12 protein-coding genes are annotated in these 16,652 nt (G+C 38.3%); 1 reads left to right on the top strand and 11 read right to left on the bottom strand.

Annotation, left to right across the window (positions count from 1 at the left end; genetic code table 11):
• The first annotated feature begins 217 nt into the window (after positions 1 to 217).
• Positions 218 to 1,600: a hypothetical protein gene (locus tag NBH16_RS22595; protein WP_048926993.1), complete on the top strand. Its 1,383-nt coding sequence runs from the start codon at positions 218 to 220 to the stop codon at positions 1,598 to 1,600.
• 74 nt (positions 1,601 to 1,674) lie between these two features.
• Here NBH16_RS22595 and NBH16_RS22590 read toward each other — a convergent pair whose 3' ends face one another.
• The 11 genes from NBH16_RS22590 to NBH16_RS22540 all read right to left on the bottom strand — a co-directional run bounded on the left by NBH16_RS22590 (position 1,675) and on the right by NBH16_RS22540 (position 16,561).
• Entirely contained in the window at positions 1,675 to 2,592 is a 918-nt protein-coding gene (locus NBH16_RS22590) for an endonuclease/exonuclease/phosphatase family protein (protein ID WP_005863542.1), read from the bottom strand.
• A gap of 37 nt (positions 2,593 to 2,629) precedes the next feature.
• Positions 2,630 to 3,472, bottom strand: a complete 843-nt coding sequence (locus NBH16_RS22585) for an endonuclease/exonuclease/phosphatase family protein (RefSeq protein WP_005863544.1) — start codon at positions 3,470 to 3,472, stop codon at positions 2,630 to 2,632.
• 13 nt (positions 3,473 to 3,485) lie between these two features.
• Positions 3,486 to 5,315: a RagB/SusD family nutrient uptake outer membrane protein gene (locus NBH16_RS22580; protein WP_005863546.1), complete on the bottom strand. Its 1,830-nt coding sequence runs from the start codon at positions 5,313 to 5,315 to the stop codon at positions 3,486 to 3,488.
• Between the two features lie 20 nt (positions 5,316 to 5,335).
• Positions 5,336 to 8,899, bottom strand: coding sequence for a SusC/RagA family TonB-linked outer membrane protein (locus tag NBH16_RS22575; protein WP_005863548.1), 3,564 nt, complete (start codon positions 8,897 to 8,899; stop codon positions 5,336 to 5,338).
• A gap of 224 nt (positions 8,900 to 9,123) precedes the next feature.
• Positions 9,124 to 10,128 carry a FecR family protein gene (locus NBH16_RS22570; RefSeq protein ID WP_250789093.1) on the bottom strand — a complete coding sequence of 335 codons (1,005 nt, stop codon included), beginning with the start codon at positions 10,126 to 10,128 and terminating at the stop codon, positions 9,124 to 9,126.
• A 75-nt stretch (positions 10,129 to 10,203) separates the two neighbouring features.
• The gene (locus tag NBH16_RS22565; RefSeq protein WP_005863552.1) at positions 10,204 to 12,237 is read right to left on the bottom strand and encodes a transglutaminase domain-containing protein; all 2,034 of its coding nucleotides are present in this window, start codon (positions 12,235 to 12,237) and stop codon (positions 10,204 to 10,206) included.
• An 18-nt stretch (positions 12,238 to 12,255) separates the two neighbouring features.
• A complete protein-coding gene (locus NBH16_RS22560; RefSeq protein ID WP_005863554.1) occupies positions 12,256 to 13,344 on the bottom strand; it encodes a BF3164 family lipoprotein in 1,089 nt (362 codons plus the stop codon).
• Positions 13,328 to 14,485 carry a DUF4221 family protein gene (locus NBH16_RS22555; protein ID WP_250789092.1) on the bottom strand — a complete coding sequence of 386 codons (1,158 nt, stop codon included), beginning with the start codon at positions 14,483 to 14,485 and terminating at the stop codon, positions 13,328 to 13,330. Before NBH16_RS22555 ends, NBH16_RS22560 begins: the two co-directional genes overlap by 17 nt.
• Positions 14,486 to 14,605: 120 nt before the next feature.
• Positions 14,606 to 14,824 (bottom strand): NVEALA domain-containing protein, encoded by a 219-nt coding sequence (locus tag NBH16_RS22550; RefSeq protein WP_157257407.1) that lies wholly within the window; start codon positions 14,822 to 14,824, stop codon positions 14,606 to 14,608.
• Positions 14,825 to 15,031: 207 nt separating this feature from the next.
• Complete coding sequence (locus tag NBH16_RS22545; protein ID WP_250789091.1) at positions 15,032 to 15,892, bottom strand: DUF1573 domain-containing protein; 861 nt, start codon at positions 15,890 to 15,892, stop codon at positions 15,032 to 15,034.
• A 102-nt stretch (positions 15,893 to 15,994) separates the two neighbouring features.
• Positions 15,995 to 16,561 (bottom strand): RNA polymerase sigma factor, encoded by a 567-nt coding sequence (locus tag NBH16_RS22540; RefSeq protein WP_057319840.1) that lies wholly within the window; start codon positions 16,559 to 16,561, stop codon positions 15,995 to 15,997.
• Positions 16,562 to 16,652: the final 91 nt, after the last annotated feature.

Raw genomic sequence — 16,652 nt, 5'->3', positions numbered from 1 at the left:
CCATAGTCTTGCCGAGACTCAGTTGTAATAGATCTCAGAAATATATTTTACAAGGGATCAATCGTGTCTTTCCTCAAATCTCCTGTAACGCAAATGTAGAAAAATTATTATTCGATTGGTTATTTTAATATTTATTTTCCTGCAAAATTATTATTTTTGGAAAAAACAGAACGCAATCTCCGATTTTATCTACGAATAGTTTAAAATCTAAGTTGTCATGAAAACATATGCTGAAAGAAAACAGAGAACACCGCATACCCTTGTTGGTCATGTTGGTAATTCCAAGCAAGCATCTTTGTGTGAAATATTACAGTCTTCTCATGATAAGTTGCTTGAGAGGAAGGCTATTCAATGTCAAATAAATAATAACAGTCCAGGAACTAAAATAAAAGACGAGCTAAAAATACCATCAGTCAATAATTTTGTACCCATTCAACGATATGCTACCTTCACGGAAGGTGGGAAAATTTATAATATTTCCAATTCTGGCCAAGCTATTTGCGGCTTGGAATATCCAAATCACGAATTGTATGTATTAGATTTTAATACTATTATGCAAAAGGAAGGTGCTATGATTGAGTTTGTGCCAAAGGAAAAAAGACAATTTACAAGACTCAATTCAACATACCGTACAAAAGAGTATATCCGGGTAGAACCGAAATGGAAAAAGGAACATGATTTTTCGAGTAAAAAGTTAATTTCAAGTTTTTCAAATCTTAATGATGTTACAGGTGGATATAATGAAGAATTTAATTCGCTCTATCAAGAGGTGAACGAGATAAGAAAAAGCAGTGAGAATTTAAGGAAGTTCTTTGTTCAGTTGCAATTTAAATGGCCGGTCGAACAGAGTCAATTTACTTCTGTCTATGAAATGTATAAAGAAATTCACATTAAACTTTCCTCTTGGCTCTACCCAGAAAGAGGTAAAAAGCCTGTAACTGGAAGTTATGATACCTTGATCGAAAATTTAACCACATTGAAGTCTGATCTGGAAGTAGCCTTGTCGCCCTCTTCCTATATACCTACCGTCTTTGATAATAATAGTGAAAGGGATGATGTCCACGAGATGTATGGTCCGATTGTAAATAATATAGATTCCCTTATATCGAAATTACGACAAATAAAGAGTCGTATCTCAATTGATACCTTAGGTCTATGTACCAGAGAGGCATTTCTTTACGAACAAACCCACTCTGAAGAGGTTAAAATGCCCAGAGGGTGCGATATGGTTGCCTCTCTGTTTGGCCGATACGAAAGTCAAAGTAAATCTAGCATGTTGAATTTTACAGTGAAAGATAGTACCGCTCATCATTACGCTACCATTATCTCCCAAGACAATTCGGATTATATAACGATAGAAGGGTTTGCCAAAAAGAATTATGCGGGTGTAGACGATACTTGGGAATTTTTTATGCATGGACATTTTAATACCTCTCCCGAACAAGCATTTACGGATTATACGAAAATAAGATATACTTATTTCGATCAGTTTAAGGGAGGAATCGATCCAACAAGACCCCATACATCCAAAGAAACAGGTAATTGTTATTCTGATACAATTAATTCTTTTATGGGTAATTATTATAAAAAGAATGAGTAAATAGAACCTCTATAATATTTCTACAGAATAGGAGGCGACCTCTAGCGATCGCCTCTATTTTTCTTAAAGTTTTTCTATTCTACTTCTACCACAACCATTACAGGAAAATGATCAGATGGCGTACGAGCGACATACTTCTGCATGGAAACTTCTTTAGGGAAGTTCGCATCCTGTTCCTTTTGAGCGCTTTCTTTTGCTTCCGAACGATACGTATCCGTCAAGACTCCGTACTTTTTCACATCAAACTCTTTCGTAAGGAATAAATGATCGATACGACTGTCTGTTTTGCGATCCGCATGGAAGGCATTAAACGTGCCGTTGGGTACATACCGGAAATCCGCTATCTGATAAGAATCCCGCATAATACCGGAATTGTCCAGTAATAAGTAGGATTCATTATGTTGATCCACATTAAAATCACCTGTCAGAATCGCCGGTAGCTTCTCCGGAAATTCTTTCAACTTCTTAAGGATAAGTTTCGCGCTTTCCGCACGGGCCTGTACGCCAATATGATCCATATGTAAGTTAAAGAACAAGAAAGTAAAGCCGGTTTGTTTATCCCGAAATTTACCCCATGTGCAAATACGGGGAAGAACGGCATCCCATCCCTTATTGGGGCGATCGGTTATCGTAGACAACCAAAAGTCCCCATGATCCAGTACCTCAAACTTCTCCTTACGATAAAATATGGCAGAGTGTTCCCCGGCTTGTTTACCATCATCACGCCCTACCCCGATATAATCATAACCGGGCATCGCATTTTTAAGGTCTTGCAATTGCTGGTACTTGCCTTCTTGAGTTCCGAAAATATCAAAACCGTGAAACTGAATCAACTGGGCGATATACGGATACCGTTGCCCCCAGCCATTACCATTCGTCGAGTCACCCGCATTCGCGTTACGCAAATTATAAGTGGCAACTACCATAGACTCCGCCTGCAACGCAAACACGGAGCAAAGGAGAAATAAGAAAGAATAAATTAGCTTCTTCATACCTTTATAATTATTTTTAACATCCTAATCCTTAAACTCAAAATTCAGCCTCAATCATAATCGGGAAATGGTCTGAAGGGTAATGACCGTATTGGAACTCATTCAACGTACCATATTTATTCACGTGAATATTCTTGGTAACGAAAATGTAGTCAATTCGATTCTTCATCGGAGCATTCAAATTAAATTGATTTGTCGTTCCTACCGTTCCATAGGGTGGTGTTTTTGAGATTTCCCGTGAATCCAACAGTAAACCATCGGATTTCAATATTTGTATAGGCTCAGAATCCGGCGTACCATTGAAATCACCTACACAGATAGCAGGGGAATCCCCCGCTATCTTTTTAATATTAGCCAACATAATCAAAGCAGACTCATGACGGGCCACTTTACCGATATGATCGAAATGCACACTAAAGAAATAAAATTCCTTTCCCGAAACCTTATCCTTCAACTTCGCCCAAGAACAAACCCTCCGGCATTGCGCATCCCAGCCAAAAGAAGGCTTATCCTGTGTCTCCGACAACCAGTAATTTCCCGAGTCCAATAATTTAAACCGATCTTTCTTAAATAAGACCGCGGCATGTTCCCCTGCCTCTTTTCCGTCATCCCGACCTACACCAACAAACGTATACGTACCATCTTTCACCAAATCCTTCACTTGGTGAATCAGTCCTTCCTGGATTCCAAAGACATCAAAGTCATGGAAATGAACCAAAGATACCGCCATGTCTTTGCGGTGTGCCCATGAATCATCCTTATCCCCCTCATTATCATACCGCAGATTAAAACTACCCACGTTCAGTTTACACTTCTGTTGTCCGGATATCCCTATGCAGAAAGTAAATAAAGAGATAAACACTATAATTAAGTTTCTCATGATACCCCCTTGATTACCAACCCGGATTCTGGCTTAGATTCGTATTGAACTGGATTACAACCTCCGGTATCGGATACAAGTACTGACGAGTCGGCCAGCTCCGTCCAGCATAATTATACTCCATCAAATAACCACCTTGAACCGGCTTCACGTTTAGCACATTACTCTTATTTGTACCTACATAGACACCAATCGCAGCATATTTCTCATCAGCGATTTTGTCCGTATCATAGAAATAGGCGTCATAATTACCATCGCCATTCACATCCAGCGGTTGGTTAAGTGACGGGATAAAGATACCTTCCCAAGGATCGTTCACCCAAAGATCGCAACAATTCCAACGTTTCAAATCATTTAGGCGCAAGCCTTCCAGACAAAGTTCAATACCACGTTCGCGACGGATCTCCAACAAGGAAGGATCAGAGATCGTCGGGTAATAAGAAGCGATATAAGGTTCCGCAGATGACGGACGGGTTGTCAATGTACCTGTCTGTGGTGTGCCTCCCGTAATTCCCGCACGAGAACGAAGCGCACCTATCGTAGCCGCCCAATCCGCATCAGTCAGTTCGCCTAATTCAGCCTTAGCCTCAGCATAGTTCAACAAAACCTCAGCATAGCGCATGATAGGAATGTCATTATCATTCGTAGCCGCATCATCGTAAGCCACGTCATCCATGGCAAACTTCGTAAACTGATATCCCGTCAATGTATGTCCCGTGAAATTAGCTGCCGTCGGCTCATAAACACCAGAAGCATTCTTACGGGTATAATCCGCTCCCCGGATCGTCTGGTTCAAGCGGGTATCACGTCCTGTTGTCTCCTCCACGAAATTCTTATAGCTTCCATCCGCTTTTTTCTCGACATAAGGCGTACCATCCGCATTCAAGTATGACAGCATAAATTTACGGCTCATGCATAAGTGTGGTCCGTAAGTAGAGGAATTATACCACCAATTCTGCTCACCCAGTCCTAACACCTTGTCAGTCTCGATAGCCATCATTACCTCCGTGGTAACGGCCTTATCGGCAATGAAAAGTTCGCGATACGCTCCACGGCCATCGCTATAAGCACCTGAAGTATAAAGTTTGTACGGTCCGTTATCCATAACTTCCTTAGCCGCCTCAGCCGCTAGTTTATATAAATCTTTGGCCGAATATTCCGTACATCCCGTACGAGCGATATCCAATTGGTCAGCGGCATGGTATTTACGCCAAGCAGCCTCAAACAAGCAAACACGAGATTTGAAAGCGGCAGCTGTCCATTTATTTACGATCGTTGAATTATGCGTGACATCCTCTTCCAATATATTCGTATACGCATAATCCAAATCCTCCAAGATATGCCCGATAATCACATCACGTGTATCACGCGGGTTATAAAGATCCGGGTCTTCAGCCTCGTTAAATACCTTATCAATCCAAGGTACCTCGCCATATTGTACCAATTTATCAAAATAGAAGCGAGCACGGAACAAGCGTGCGATACCATTATAATTGTCACGGATAGTCGTGCTTAGTGACTCATTCACGTTATTCTCCAAAAAGAAATTTATATTACGAAGAGCGGACCATGACCAACTCGTCGCGCTATTCGTAGTATAAGCGCCAACCTCCATACCACCCAAGGAATTTTTCACCCCATAATCTGCCGTAGCATCACGCCGGAAAGCGCTTCCTCGGGAAGGCAAGACATTGTAAAATGAGTACGTATACGTCTTCAAACCATTCTCGGAGCTAAACACCATATCCACAGAAGCCTCCGACTTTGGTTCCTCATTCATCTCGCACCCCGAAAATATAGCCAAAAGTGCCACCAGACCGCTTAATAATATATTCTTTTTCATTTCGTATAATCTCCTATTCTTTAAAATGTAACATTCAGGCCGATGCTGAACGACTTCATCATCGGGTAATTATATCCATCACCACTGTTGCTGGAAGTCAAGTCCTTATCCGATTCACCGATATTCGATACATTGACATCCTTGGAATACTTGTAAAGCGGAGACCATGTAAAGAGATTTTCCCCGGAAAGATAAATTCCTACATTTGTCAAATGCAACTTCTTAATCCATTCTGATGGCAAATTATAGCCAACCTGTATGTTCTTCAAGCGTAGATAGGCCGCATTCATCAAATAGCGCGTGTTGGCGTTCTTATGACCTCCATAGAAAGGCGCATAGTAACCCGTGTAACGAGGCAAGAAAGCATCCGGATTCTCTGGAGTCCAATAGTTGTCCACATGCCAAGAGGGCATCTGGTTATACGGACGATTGTACTGCCCCCAGAACGTAGAGGCTTCATTAGACGGATACCAATCTTGCTTACCCACCCCTTGGAAGAAAGCACTTACCCAGATATTGTTCCAATCGGCAGAGAGCGTAAAACTATAAATATAACGAGGCTCCTCGTTACCAATGATCTTACGGTCGCCCGGATCATCTACCGTATTCTGTCCGCGGTCAATATAGCCGTTGCCATTCAAGTCTTCGAACTTAATATCGCCCGGATACAACTTATAGGTTTTCGATGTTTGCATAAGTGGGTTATAATAGGATTGCCCCGCAGCTTTCGCAGCGGCCTCAGCCGCATCGATGCCAGCTTGATCCTGCCACAAGCCATTGGATACAAACCCCCAAATCTCACCGATACGCATTCCCTCGTAATAATTCTTGTCGAGCGACTGATTTGCGTACTCGCTCAATGACATATTCGCGTTATTAAACTTGTCGATCACTGAATAGTAATCCGCCAATGTTCCCTTGATACTATAATTAAACCGCTTACCAGCTAAATCAAATCCATCTTTCCATTCCAAAGACAACTCATAACCATAGGTAGACATATCCGCATAATTACCTTTCGGCGAGGAAGCACCGAACACATCCGGTACGGTCGGGCCATTCACGATCATGTCGGTTGTTTTACGGATATAATAATCTCCGCTCACGGTCAAACGATTGTCGAAGAATCCCAAATCCACTCCGATATCATACGTCGTGGCGGTTTCCCACGTCAAGTTGCCGGGAAGAGCCGCCGGAGATGACATATAATTCTGCCGCAAACCGTCAAGAATATAATCAGACTTGCTGATACCCAATGTCTGGATATACTGATAATTACTCAATCCGGCCGCATTGCCCAAAGAGCCCCAAGAAAACCGGACCTTAGCGTTAGAGATATGTTCGGACTTAACATTCCACCAAGGTTCTTGCGAGATTCGCCAACCCACGGAAGCCGAGGGGAAGAAAGCCCAACGCTCATCACTCGGGAAGCGGGAGGAACCATCGTAACGTCCGTTTACCTCCAATAGGTAGCGATCGTCAAAGGCATAATTCAAACGGAAGAAAGCGCCACCAAACTGATAAGCCTTCCATTGTGAGGTAATGCTCCGGTTATCAGTACCCATCACCAGATTCATGTTGTCCACGTCATCCGTCAACAGGTCATCATTATAAGCATAGATACGTTTGAAGCTAGATTTCTCGTAATTCCATCCAGCCATAGCCTTAAAATAATGTTTCTCGGCAAAGGTTTCCTCAAACTCCGCAAAAAGGTTCGTTGCTAGATAGTTCGTATGATCAGTTGTCTCCGCCAAGTTGGAGTAAGTACCCGTGATATATTCGATCTTACTTTCGCCATTCGCATCGGCCGACCGCGCATATGGCGAACGCACCTGTTTCTTAGTCTTCTCTTGCGTCTTCTGTTGATAAGTAAAATCACCATTCACACGCAAACGGTCACCCAAGAACTTCGCATTGAATGTCGTAGTATTCTTCAAGTTGGAGTTCTTTGTCGTAATACCGCTACGTCCATAAAGCAAATCGCCTACGGTATAGACGGCAGAATAAGTCATCGTACCATCAGGGTTGAACAGTGGCGATGACGGGTGTCCCTCGTCCGCGATATTTCTCCATACCACACCAGAACCTTCCGAATAGGTAATCGGATTGTAGTATTTATTATGGGAAAACTCAAAGTTATTGTTGATCTTCAACCAAGGAGTTAACTGATAACCTCCTTTGAAGCGCATATTATAGGTCTTGAACTTATCCGTTTGCTCATCGCTATCGAAAAGTCCATCGTAACTATAGAAACGTCCTGACAAATAATAATCAAACTTCCCGTCGGAACCCGAGATGGAAAGATTTTGATTCTGCGCAAAGACACTCTTCTTATACATCAGATCATAATAGTCGGTTCCTTCCGGATAATATACATAACGGCCTTTTGTACCGATAGAGCCATCAGAGATCACCGTCCCGAAATCGCCCGTCTCATGACGGCGCTTATACTCGTCCAGCCAAGCCACGGAAAATTGCTGTGTCTTGTTGATACCAGAAGGATTCGCTTGATTGTAATTAAAATAAGCGTCATAAAAATGCTTTGCCCAAATATAACCATCGGAAACTACATCCGGCACATTCTGTGGTGATTGTAATGAATAGCTAGAAGACCATGTCACCTTCGGCTTACCTTCCGTAGCGTTCTTCGTCGTGATCAAAACCACGCCAAATGGAGCACGTGCGCCATAAATAGCGGAAGCGGCAGCATCCTTCAATACGGAAATACTCTCAATATCATTCGGATTTAACATAGAAGGGTCTCCTTCCACACCATCAATCAACACCAAAGCACTACCCCCATTGATAGAACCGGCACCACGTACGTTAAAATCCGCCGTACGCCCCGGTTTACCATCAGACAAGGAAATATTCAAGTTCGGGACAACTCCTTCTAACATCTGAGTAGCGTTAGCCGTAGGACGCCCCTCGAATACATCACTAGTCACTTGCTCTACCGCACCAGTCAAATTCACTTTTTTCTGGGAACCATAACCCACCACGACTACCTCATCCAGCTTCTGCGTGTCCTCATGAATAGATATAACCAAATTATCTTTATTGCCTACCGGAACATCTTGAGCCACATAACCAATATAAGAAACCTGAAGTATCGCATTCGGAGTTACCTCAATAGAGAAATGACCATCTATATCCGTGATGGTACCATTGGTAGATCCTTTCACGACCACATTCGCCCCGATGATTGGTTCCCCTTTCGGGTCTGTAATCGTACCGGTAACTTTCTTATTACCTTGTTGCTGAACAGTTTTTACCGATGATAAAACGATCTGATGACCCGATTTCAATACATAAGCCACATTCGCTTGCTTTGCTATCGCATCCATTACAGCATTAATATCCGCATCTTCCACGTCAACAGAGATCGGAGAATTCAGACCTTTGATCCCATCATTATAGAAAAAACGATATTCAGTCGTTTCCTCTAATTCTTTAATAACCTCCCGCATCGGTCTATCCTTTACCGACAACGATATCTGGGCGGCAATCGCAACTCCGGAAAAGCCCGACAATAATTGGGCATACAAAAGTGTCCGGAAAAAAGAGTGCTTGAAATTACTCATTTTTAAAAATTTTTTAATAATACATAGATTTTAAACAGGTAACTTTACAAGCAAATCATTTACATATTCTATCTTATTTATAACCGGCTAGTTATTTCCTTGAAGATATTATATACAAGTGATTTTGCTTAAGAGGAAGAAGGGCCTTGCCTTTCTTCTTTTTTTACTACAATCATCTAGCTCATCTCATAGGCTTCTTCTTTATTAGGTTAACACTCAACTTTCTATTTCTCATTTAAATAAATAGTATCACCTACCGACACATACGTAATCGGAGCCGTAAGGCTTATTATTTCAAATACATTATCCAGACTATTATTCCGGATCACCCCCGAGAAACTGTAGCCTTTAATCTTATTGGACAAAAAACAAACTTCAACATTATACATTCGATTCAACAATACCACGATCTCCTCCAACGACTCGCCAGAGAAGGCCAGTTCATTCGTACGCCAAAGACGGGCATAAGAAGCATTTGTCGGGTGATTAACAGATAATATATGACTAGACTTATTAAAAACCGCACTCTCATCCGGAGACAGAATCACAAACTCTTTTCCAACCGCTGTTCGTACACTGCCTTCAAACAAGGTCGTAACCACCTCGTCATCTTCCTCATACGCCTTCACATTAAAAGCTGTGCCTAGCGCCTCGACTTCCATATCCCCCGCATTTACCAAGAAACGGCGCAATGTATCTTTCGAAACTTCAAAATAAGCCTCACCAGATAAAGAAACTGATCTTTCTTTCACGCCATAATCACTCTTATAATTAAGTTTAGTATGCGAATTTAACCATACTTTCGTCCCATCAGGAAGAACCACGCTAGCACGTTGCCCATTATCTGCCAACACCACATAATCCAATGGATCAGGTGGTGGGACCTGTCTCATATTATACCAATGGGAGCCAATTCCAAGGCCTATACATATTAAAGCCACCGCCGCATAAGAAAGCCACTTCCATAAGGTATGCGGTTTCTTCTTTATCTCCAGAGTTTTTTTCTCTTGTCTCATCCGCTTTTTAATCTCACAAAACATCTGTCCTTGTAGCTTAGGAGGAAGCTTTTTCCCGGAAGATTCTTCCCATCTAGACTTATAAAAAGCCATGATCTCTTCCTTATGATCGGGATCTCTAAACCACGCCAAAAGAGTTCGCTCTTCTTCCGGTGAAGTCTTACCACTCATGAAGCGATCCAATAATTCGATATGTGTATGCATTTTTCTCATCGTGTAATAAGTATATCCCGAAAAAGAACTTTACCCTTACACGGAAAAATCAAGAAAGCCTTGATTTAACACAAATTAATACCACACTTGTTTTCCGCCTTCATAAGTAAACGGGCGATGTTCTTTTCCTCGTGTATGGTTATGAATACGAAAAATAGATTCCCGTGGAATATTTTGATAAATTAATTTATTGTCTTCGGCATACTGTTTACCTAATGATATCCACTTTTTGTCCCAATAGAAGAGTTCATATAATTCTCCCGTTACGATCTTATTATCATCATTCCTCGGATAAAATTCCACCTTCGCTATCTGTTTAGGTTCGCCTAGATCTAGAACAACAAATTGATCTTTTTGAAATTGATCTGGTTGATAATAAGACACTCGGTCCTGATCTGTCACCAAATCGAGACCATGTCCTTTAGTCCCTTCATTTCCACCCCACTCTCCGGAAAACTGCTGGCCATCGCCTCCAAATACTTTTATTTCCGCTATAGCGTAAAAATAGCCCAATGGCTGTGTTTCTTGAAAATCACAGATCAAATAACGATATTTTTGGGAAACAGATATACGGAAACTATCCACATAAAAGGGAGGATTTTCAATAGAATATATCAAAGAACGATCCGAAAGATCTTTCTTGTTACAAACATAAAAGCGGGTTCCTATCGTTCCTGCGGCTTGAAGCGCCGTATTCATTCTATATGGAACTTTTGAATAGAATGTAGCAGAACTTTCCGCTTTTTCAAAATCTGGTAATAACTTACGTAATTTACCTTCACGAGTCAGAATAAACGCATCTCCAGCAGGTCGTATCTCTCCATCATTATAATAAGCGGGAAGATAGAGCATGTTAACCCCCATTTTAGGAAAACGTACCTTGGAACCTTCCGGTCGCCCCCAACACACTGGATTCCAACCAATAATATCATAGCAACATAAATAGACATATTCTTTGGGATGTTTCTCATTCCAAAGTGGTACCTCTATATCTTCGCATACGACATACTGGTCCGTGATATCTTGAATCCCCGGATTTTTGAATAAAGGAGGTATTTCTTCTTTAGACAAGATAGCGAGCGAGTGGGGTTGTATCCGATAGTTATACCTATAGACTTTAGGAGCAGTCCTACAATATTGAATAGTAATAGTCGACGGAAACATATCAATTTTAGATTGATAGACATCTCTCCAAAACATCCCGTCTATCTTAATGTCATCCTTAGTAAGGAAAGGTCTTTGTGTATTATCATATATCATGCCGAATTGCTTACTCCCTATAATCTCGACCCATGAATGAGGATATTGTGAATTTCCCCAACAGGGAACCATATTTAATGCAGCAGGTATACCATTCGCCCTCAATGCAGCAATTTTATATGTAGACTTTTCTAAACAAGTTCCCATTTGAGTGGCTACTATATTTTGGAAAGTCATAGGGCGCAATCCTTGATATTTACCGGTAAAGATTATCCATTCATTGAGAAAGCCCTGCTCTACCTCATCCGATATAGCTTTACCAATTTCTTCATACGAACACATATACATAGAATCTCGTAGTGAAGCATATTTTCGATCAAAATAACTCCCAGCATGTTCCCAATGACAATTATCTGTAGTGTAAGGGAGTACATAATCAAAGAAAATATCCCAGTCCATATTCTTACACCAAGGATATCGCTCTTTATTTTGAAAACACTGATCTATATGATGTATAAGATAATCAGAAGACAATTCTTTCAAATCAGATAAAAAGCGAGGATTTACTTTTGTATAAGAATACAATTTGTTTATACTATCATATATAGCGTATTGGATATCATATAAAAAGGAACCGTATGTCTCTCTATAATTAGCGAAAGCATCGAAATACACATGGTTTCCTTTCACCGAGTTACTATCTAATACTTGCTTCCCTATCATATTACTTATTAGAAAGCGGGCAGCTTCCTGTTTCTTCTGATTATCCTTATAATGATCTAGAACAGCTTCTAACTCCGATCTATTTTCTCCGGAGTTATCCAACGCTAATTCCAATAGAACATTTTCATTCGAAGAACAAGCATAAAAAGTTAAAATAATAAAGAAAAAAAAGTATCTTACTATCATAGCTAAAATGCTTTTTTACTACCATGTAAATGTAACCTTTGATAGATCAAAAGAATACAGATGATAATCATCATCCCAGCCCAAGGCTATTAGTTCTTTATCATCGTTTGTCACACAAATATTGAATAGTTTTATATCAGTAACTAATCGACAAATACATTTTCCACTCCAATCATATACTAAAATGTCATTACTTAACATAGTATCTAACATTCTTGTATTAGTATGCTGATTCAACTTTTTCCCTGAATATAAAGTATAAATATAACGATCAGTCGCATATATATCCGTATAACCGATTACATTCTCTTTGCCATGCTTTATGCCGTTCCTGCCAGATCTACTATCATCAATGTATATAGGATAAATATCGTGATAACGTTTTATGAGCATTGGAATCGTATCTATCTGATATAGTTCAAAGATAGCGCCAGAGGCCGCAACCGTAGCCAATCTATCTAATACTGAATTATAAACCATATAGCCTTGATAGGCAAATGTTTTACTTTTACCTCCACTATCGTTCCCATCATTTGGAAAATCGCCAAAAGACTTCACATATTTACCTGCACAATCAAACAAAGCATATCTCTTAGTATTTGTTTCCTCTTTATCAAGGAGTCCAGAAACGACATACCCATGCTTTGTTTGAATAGCAGAGAGAAACATATATTCCAAATTCACAATAGAAGAAATACTTTTAGATAAACTTTTGGTTATAATTTGTTTCTTTTGTATATCCAATATAATCACATTTGATTTATCTTTCTTTTGCATCAAACGAGGCATGATGTTTTCATCTGGGCCTTCTCCTGTTTGGGAAAAAGATAGAATACTGTCTTTTGTATAATATATTTTATCCAAAAGAGAATCACCTAAATAATTCTCTTTGATTAGACATTTCTCACTCTCAAATAGCATCATCCTCCCAAACGAACTTAACTTATAAGTATCCGCATTGAGTTGATTTGCTTTTATATTAACGACTTGTAGAAAGTACTCTTTGGGATCTATTTCGTTCTGTTGACAAGAGGCAAAGTGTATAAAAATAAAAATTATAATTAATATATATTTCTTCATATTATTCTTTTCAAACAGCTGAATCATTATACTTCTCTTTGCTTTTACATAGCCTAAATAGTCTAAATATCAGTTTATCATCATCATAATTTGGATTTTTATAATGATTTTCAGAAATATACAATCCTTTTTCATCAATATACATCAGATTTGGATTATATGTATATTCAGGAAAAACAGTCTCACCTATTATATTAAAGTTTTTATCTAGAATTATAATAGAAAATATCTTTCTTCCAAAATCCCACAATTCCATATAGTTTTCTCTATTATCTATCTCTGTTTTCAAATAGCAAACTCTATAATACACATCACGGTATTTATCATATAATAAGTTACCATAATTTGGATTTTCACACATAGATTTTAATGTTCCATTATAATCATTCGGCATCACAAGCCTATCAATATAATTACTTTTTACATTCACTCTTTCAACAATATTGTGATCTATAGAAGTTATAAATATATCTTCTTCATAGAAAAAAGAATAGATAAATTTATCACCATTAAAACATCTACTAAAATACAATTCTACACCAGCATTCTTTTTTTTATTATCTGCACCACTAAATCGGGGATATTCAAATGGAAGTTCTTGTACATTCCCTGTATTTAGATCAATCATTGCAGATACAGGGTTGGGATATTTCCATCGATTACACTCCGACAATACAAAAAGATTATTATTAAATTTAAGTATAGGGTGATAACTAAACGACAAAGAGTTACATGCGTTTAAAACATTTCCATCTTTTGATTTTCCATAATAAATTTTTTTATTTATTTTCCCCTCTTTATTTACACTATATATTTCCGGGAGCTGTAAACTCGTCAGATAAATACTATCTAGACTGTCAATATAATACCCTAAGAAAAAACCAACTCCATTATCTCCCTCTATATCAAGATCTATTTTGAAGGCCATTTCTTTTGTCTGTATATCATAAAAAACAATCTGATTTTTGAAACCATTTTGAAAACTAATATATTGATGTCCATCTTTATCTGTATAAGGAAATAGAGCTTTAATATATGGTTCTACATCATAATTCAAATCAAATGTCATATTACTATCCTTTTCCAAGTAATACATATAATTTATTTTTTCACAAGACAAAAGAGCAATTAAGCTTGATAATATTATTAGCAAATAATATCTTTTCATTTTATAAGTATTTGAGATAAGTTTCAATCGTAATAATTAGGTTCTACAACGAATTATATAGATAAAAACAAAGTTATTTTATTACATATTTCACTACAAAAACGTTATAGAACCATAAAATTAATCACATGGAGCACAACCGATAGACCCACTATTACAACAAGCTCTTGTATCTAAGTTCAACCAGCAACTCCAATGAGTAGTACATTCTTCACCCGCAAGAGCTTCTATATTGCTTAACGCTAATCCAGACAAAGAAGGATCAATATTATTTTTTAGAATATTAATCATCACCAAACAGAAAACAATAACAATAAGAATAATTCTTAATTTCTTCATAACGCTCATAATATAATTATTTATAAGATCTTTATATTTTGCCTAATCCTCTTTAGTTAGAATAAGATATCCTCTGTATCTTTTTTTACATTTAAATAAATTTTAGACTTTCACATCACCTCCTTTCTGATAATATTTTGGAGCGAATAACTTGCTGTGATAGCTTCTAATATATCAGGCAAGTTTCCCTTTTATAATTTGACTTTATCAAATCGTATTTCCCCGTACATTGAGTTTAATTAATTGATTTGTATTACATTTTACTGTGATTGTCTCATCAAAGAGTCCCTTATTTTCAGGTGTCACTTCCACTTTAATATGAAGAGATTCACCGGGCTGAACTGGATGTTTATCAAACAAAGCTTGAGCACATCCACAAGTGGTAGTTACATCTATAATAACTAAAGGTTGGTCTCCTGTATTGACAAGCGTAAACAAAGTGTCTTTACTCTTCCCTAAAGGAATAGTTTCTAGTAAGAGTGATTCCTTTTCCACTTTTACGGTTGTCTGAATTGGTGCAACAGGTTGTTTCCTACCTATTTCTTCTAAATATAATTCTTTTACGTTCGGGTTATGGACAGGATTACCTATCACTACCACTTTATTATTCTTGTCTAATAAAAATACTTGAAACCGAATATCTTTTGGAAAATGATTGAGCTGATTTAGACTGTCTGATCGATCCAAGCAAATCGGCTTGTCAAAATTCTCTCTTATTAATAAAGAATGTATCTCCCACTGATCATCAAACTGAAAAAAAAATAAGAAAGGGATATTCTTCTGACTGATAGAATCTGTATATCGGATAAATTCTTTCCAACGGGATAATTGCAATTTACAACTCGTACAACCAATTGAGTCTACAAAAACCAAGACTTTGTAATCCGAAGTCGGGATTACGAAATTAGTTGTATCAGATGCAAATCTGGTAAAGACCATATTTTCCGGAAATAGAATCTGCTTACCCTGCCATTCTTTAACCAACAATGTTATTATTTCCTTTTGCTTATCTTGACAAGCTGATAGGAAAATTGTTAATAGTAATATGATTAGATCTAAAGGTTTCATTTTATGTAAATGTATATACGTTTGTTCATCATATAATATAATACGTATATCCGATAAAAACTATCTACCCCTACAAACCACAAGATATTTAATGCTTATTAACTATAAAAAGAGTGTTATAAGGCAAAGAAAGCCATCAGAAGAAAGTCGATCTCGCAAAAAACGCAAAGCCCTACTCAACTGTGTCTCCACAGTCTTTTCTGAGATAGAGAGGCGTTCCGCTATTTCTCTATATGATAAATGTTCATGACGGCTCAAACGGAATATCTCCCGACGTGATGGCGGTAATTCTTCTATCAAGCTATTAATATATTCCCGTAAAGACTCTGCGTCGATTCGTTCTTCCATAAGCGAATCGACATCTGATAGCTGTCGTTGTAGGCTTTCCGTCAGTTTTTCAGAGAGTAACCGGTTTTCTGTCTCTTTATAAACCAAGTTACGGGCTATGGTGAATAGATAGGCATCAAAGTTTTGTTCCGGATCTATAGTCTCATGCTTCTCCCAGATTTTAAGAAAAACGTTTTGGGTCAAATCCACCGCCATAGATTTATCATATAGCAACGAATAAACAAAATGATATACATGCTGATTATATTCCCAAAATAGAGTTTCAAAAGCCTTTTCATCTCCATTCTTCAGATCTATAAGCAAATTTCCATCCATTTTCATATCACATATATATTATATATCCCCGCCATACCAACTTATCTCCATTCTGCTTATTCGCAGTTCATATACTTTAGTTCTGATGAAACTACGT

This window comes from Parabacteroides sp. Y3-G-102, from assembly GCF_023656845.1.
Taxonomy (GTDB): domain Bacteria; phylum Bacteroidota; class Bacteroidia; order Bacteroidales; family Tannerellaceae; genus Parabacteroides; species Parabacteroides distasonis.
This window is presented reverse-complemented; position numbering and strand designations above follow the sequence as displayed.

Excerpts from the sequence above, each read along its gene's own strand:
- NBH16_RS22595 (WP_048926993.1), top strand. The coding sequence starts at position 218 with ATGAAAACATATGCTGAAAGAAAACAGAGAACACCGCATACCCTTGTT.
- NBH16_RS22590 (WP_005863542.1), bottom strand. The coding sequence starts at position 2,592 with ATGAAGAAGCTAATTTATTCTTTCTTATTTCTCCTTTGCTCCGTGTTT.
- NBH16_RS22585 (WP_005863544.1), bottom strand. The coding sequence starts at position 3,472 with ATGAGAAACTTAATTATAGTGTTTATCTCTTTATTTACTTTCTGCATA.
- NBH16_RS22580 (WP_005863546.1), bottom strand. The coding sequence starts at position 5,315 with ATGAAAAAGAATATATTATTAAGCGGTCTGGTGGCACTTTTGGCTATA.
- NBH16_RS22575 (WP_005863548.1), bottom strand. The coding sequence starts at position 8,899 with ATGAGTAATTTCAAGCACTCTTTTTTCCGGACACTTTTGTATGCCCAA.
- NBH16_RS22570 (WP_250789093.1), bottom strand. The coding sequence starts at position 10,128 with ATGAGAAAAATGCATACACATATCGAATTATTGGATCGCTTCATGAGT.
- NBH16_RS22565 (WP_005863552.1), bottom strand. The coding sequence starts at position 12,237 with ATGATAGTAAGATACTTTTTTTTCTTTATTATTTTAACTTTTTATGCT.
- NBH16_RS22560 (WP_005863554.1), bottom strand. The coding sequence starts at position 13,344 with ATGATTCAGCTGTTTGAAAAGAATAATATGAAGAAATATATATTAATT.
- NBH16_RS22555 (WP_250789092.1), bottom strand. The coding sequence starts at position 14,485 with ATGAAAAGATATTATTTGCTAATAATATTATCAAGCTTAATTGCTCTT.
- NBH16_RS22550 (WP_157257407.1), bottom strand. The coding sequence starts at position 14,824 with ATGAAGAAATTAAGAATTATTCTTATTGTTATTGTTTTCTGTTTGGTG.
- NBH16_RS22545 (WP_250789091.1), bottom strand. The coding sequence starts at position 15,892 with ATGAAACCTTTAGATCTAATCATATTACTATTAACAATTTTCCTATCA.
- NBH16_RS22540 (WP_057319840.1), bottom strand. The coding sequence starts at position 16,561 with ATGAAAATGGATGGAAATTTGCTTATAGATCTGAAGAATGGAGATGAA.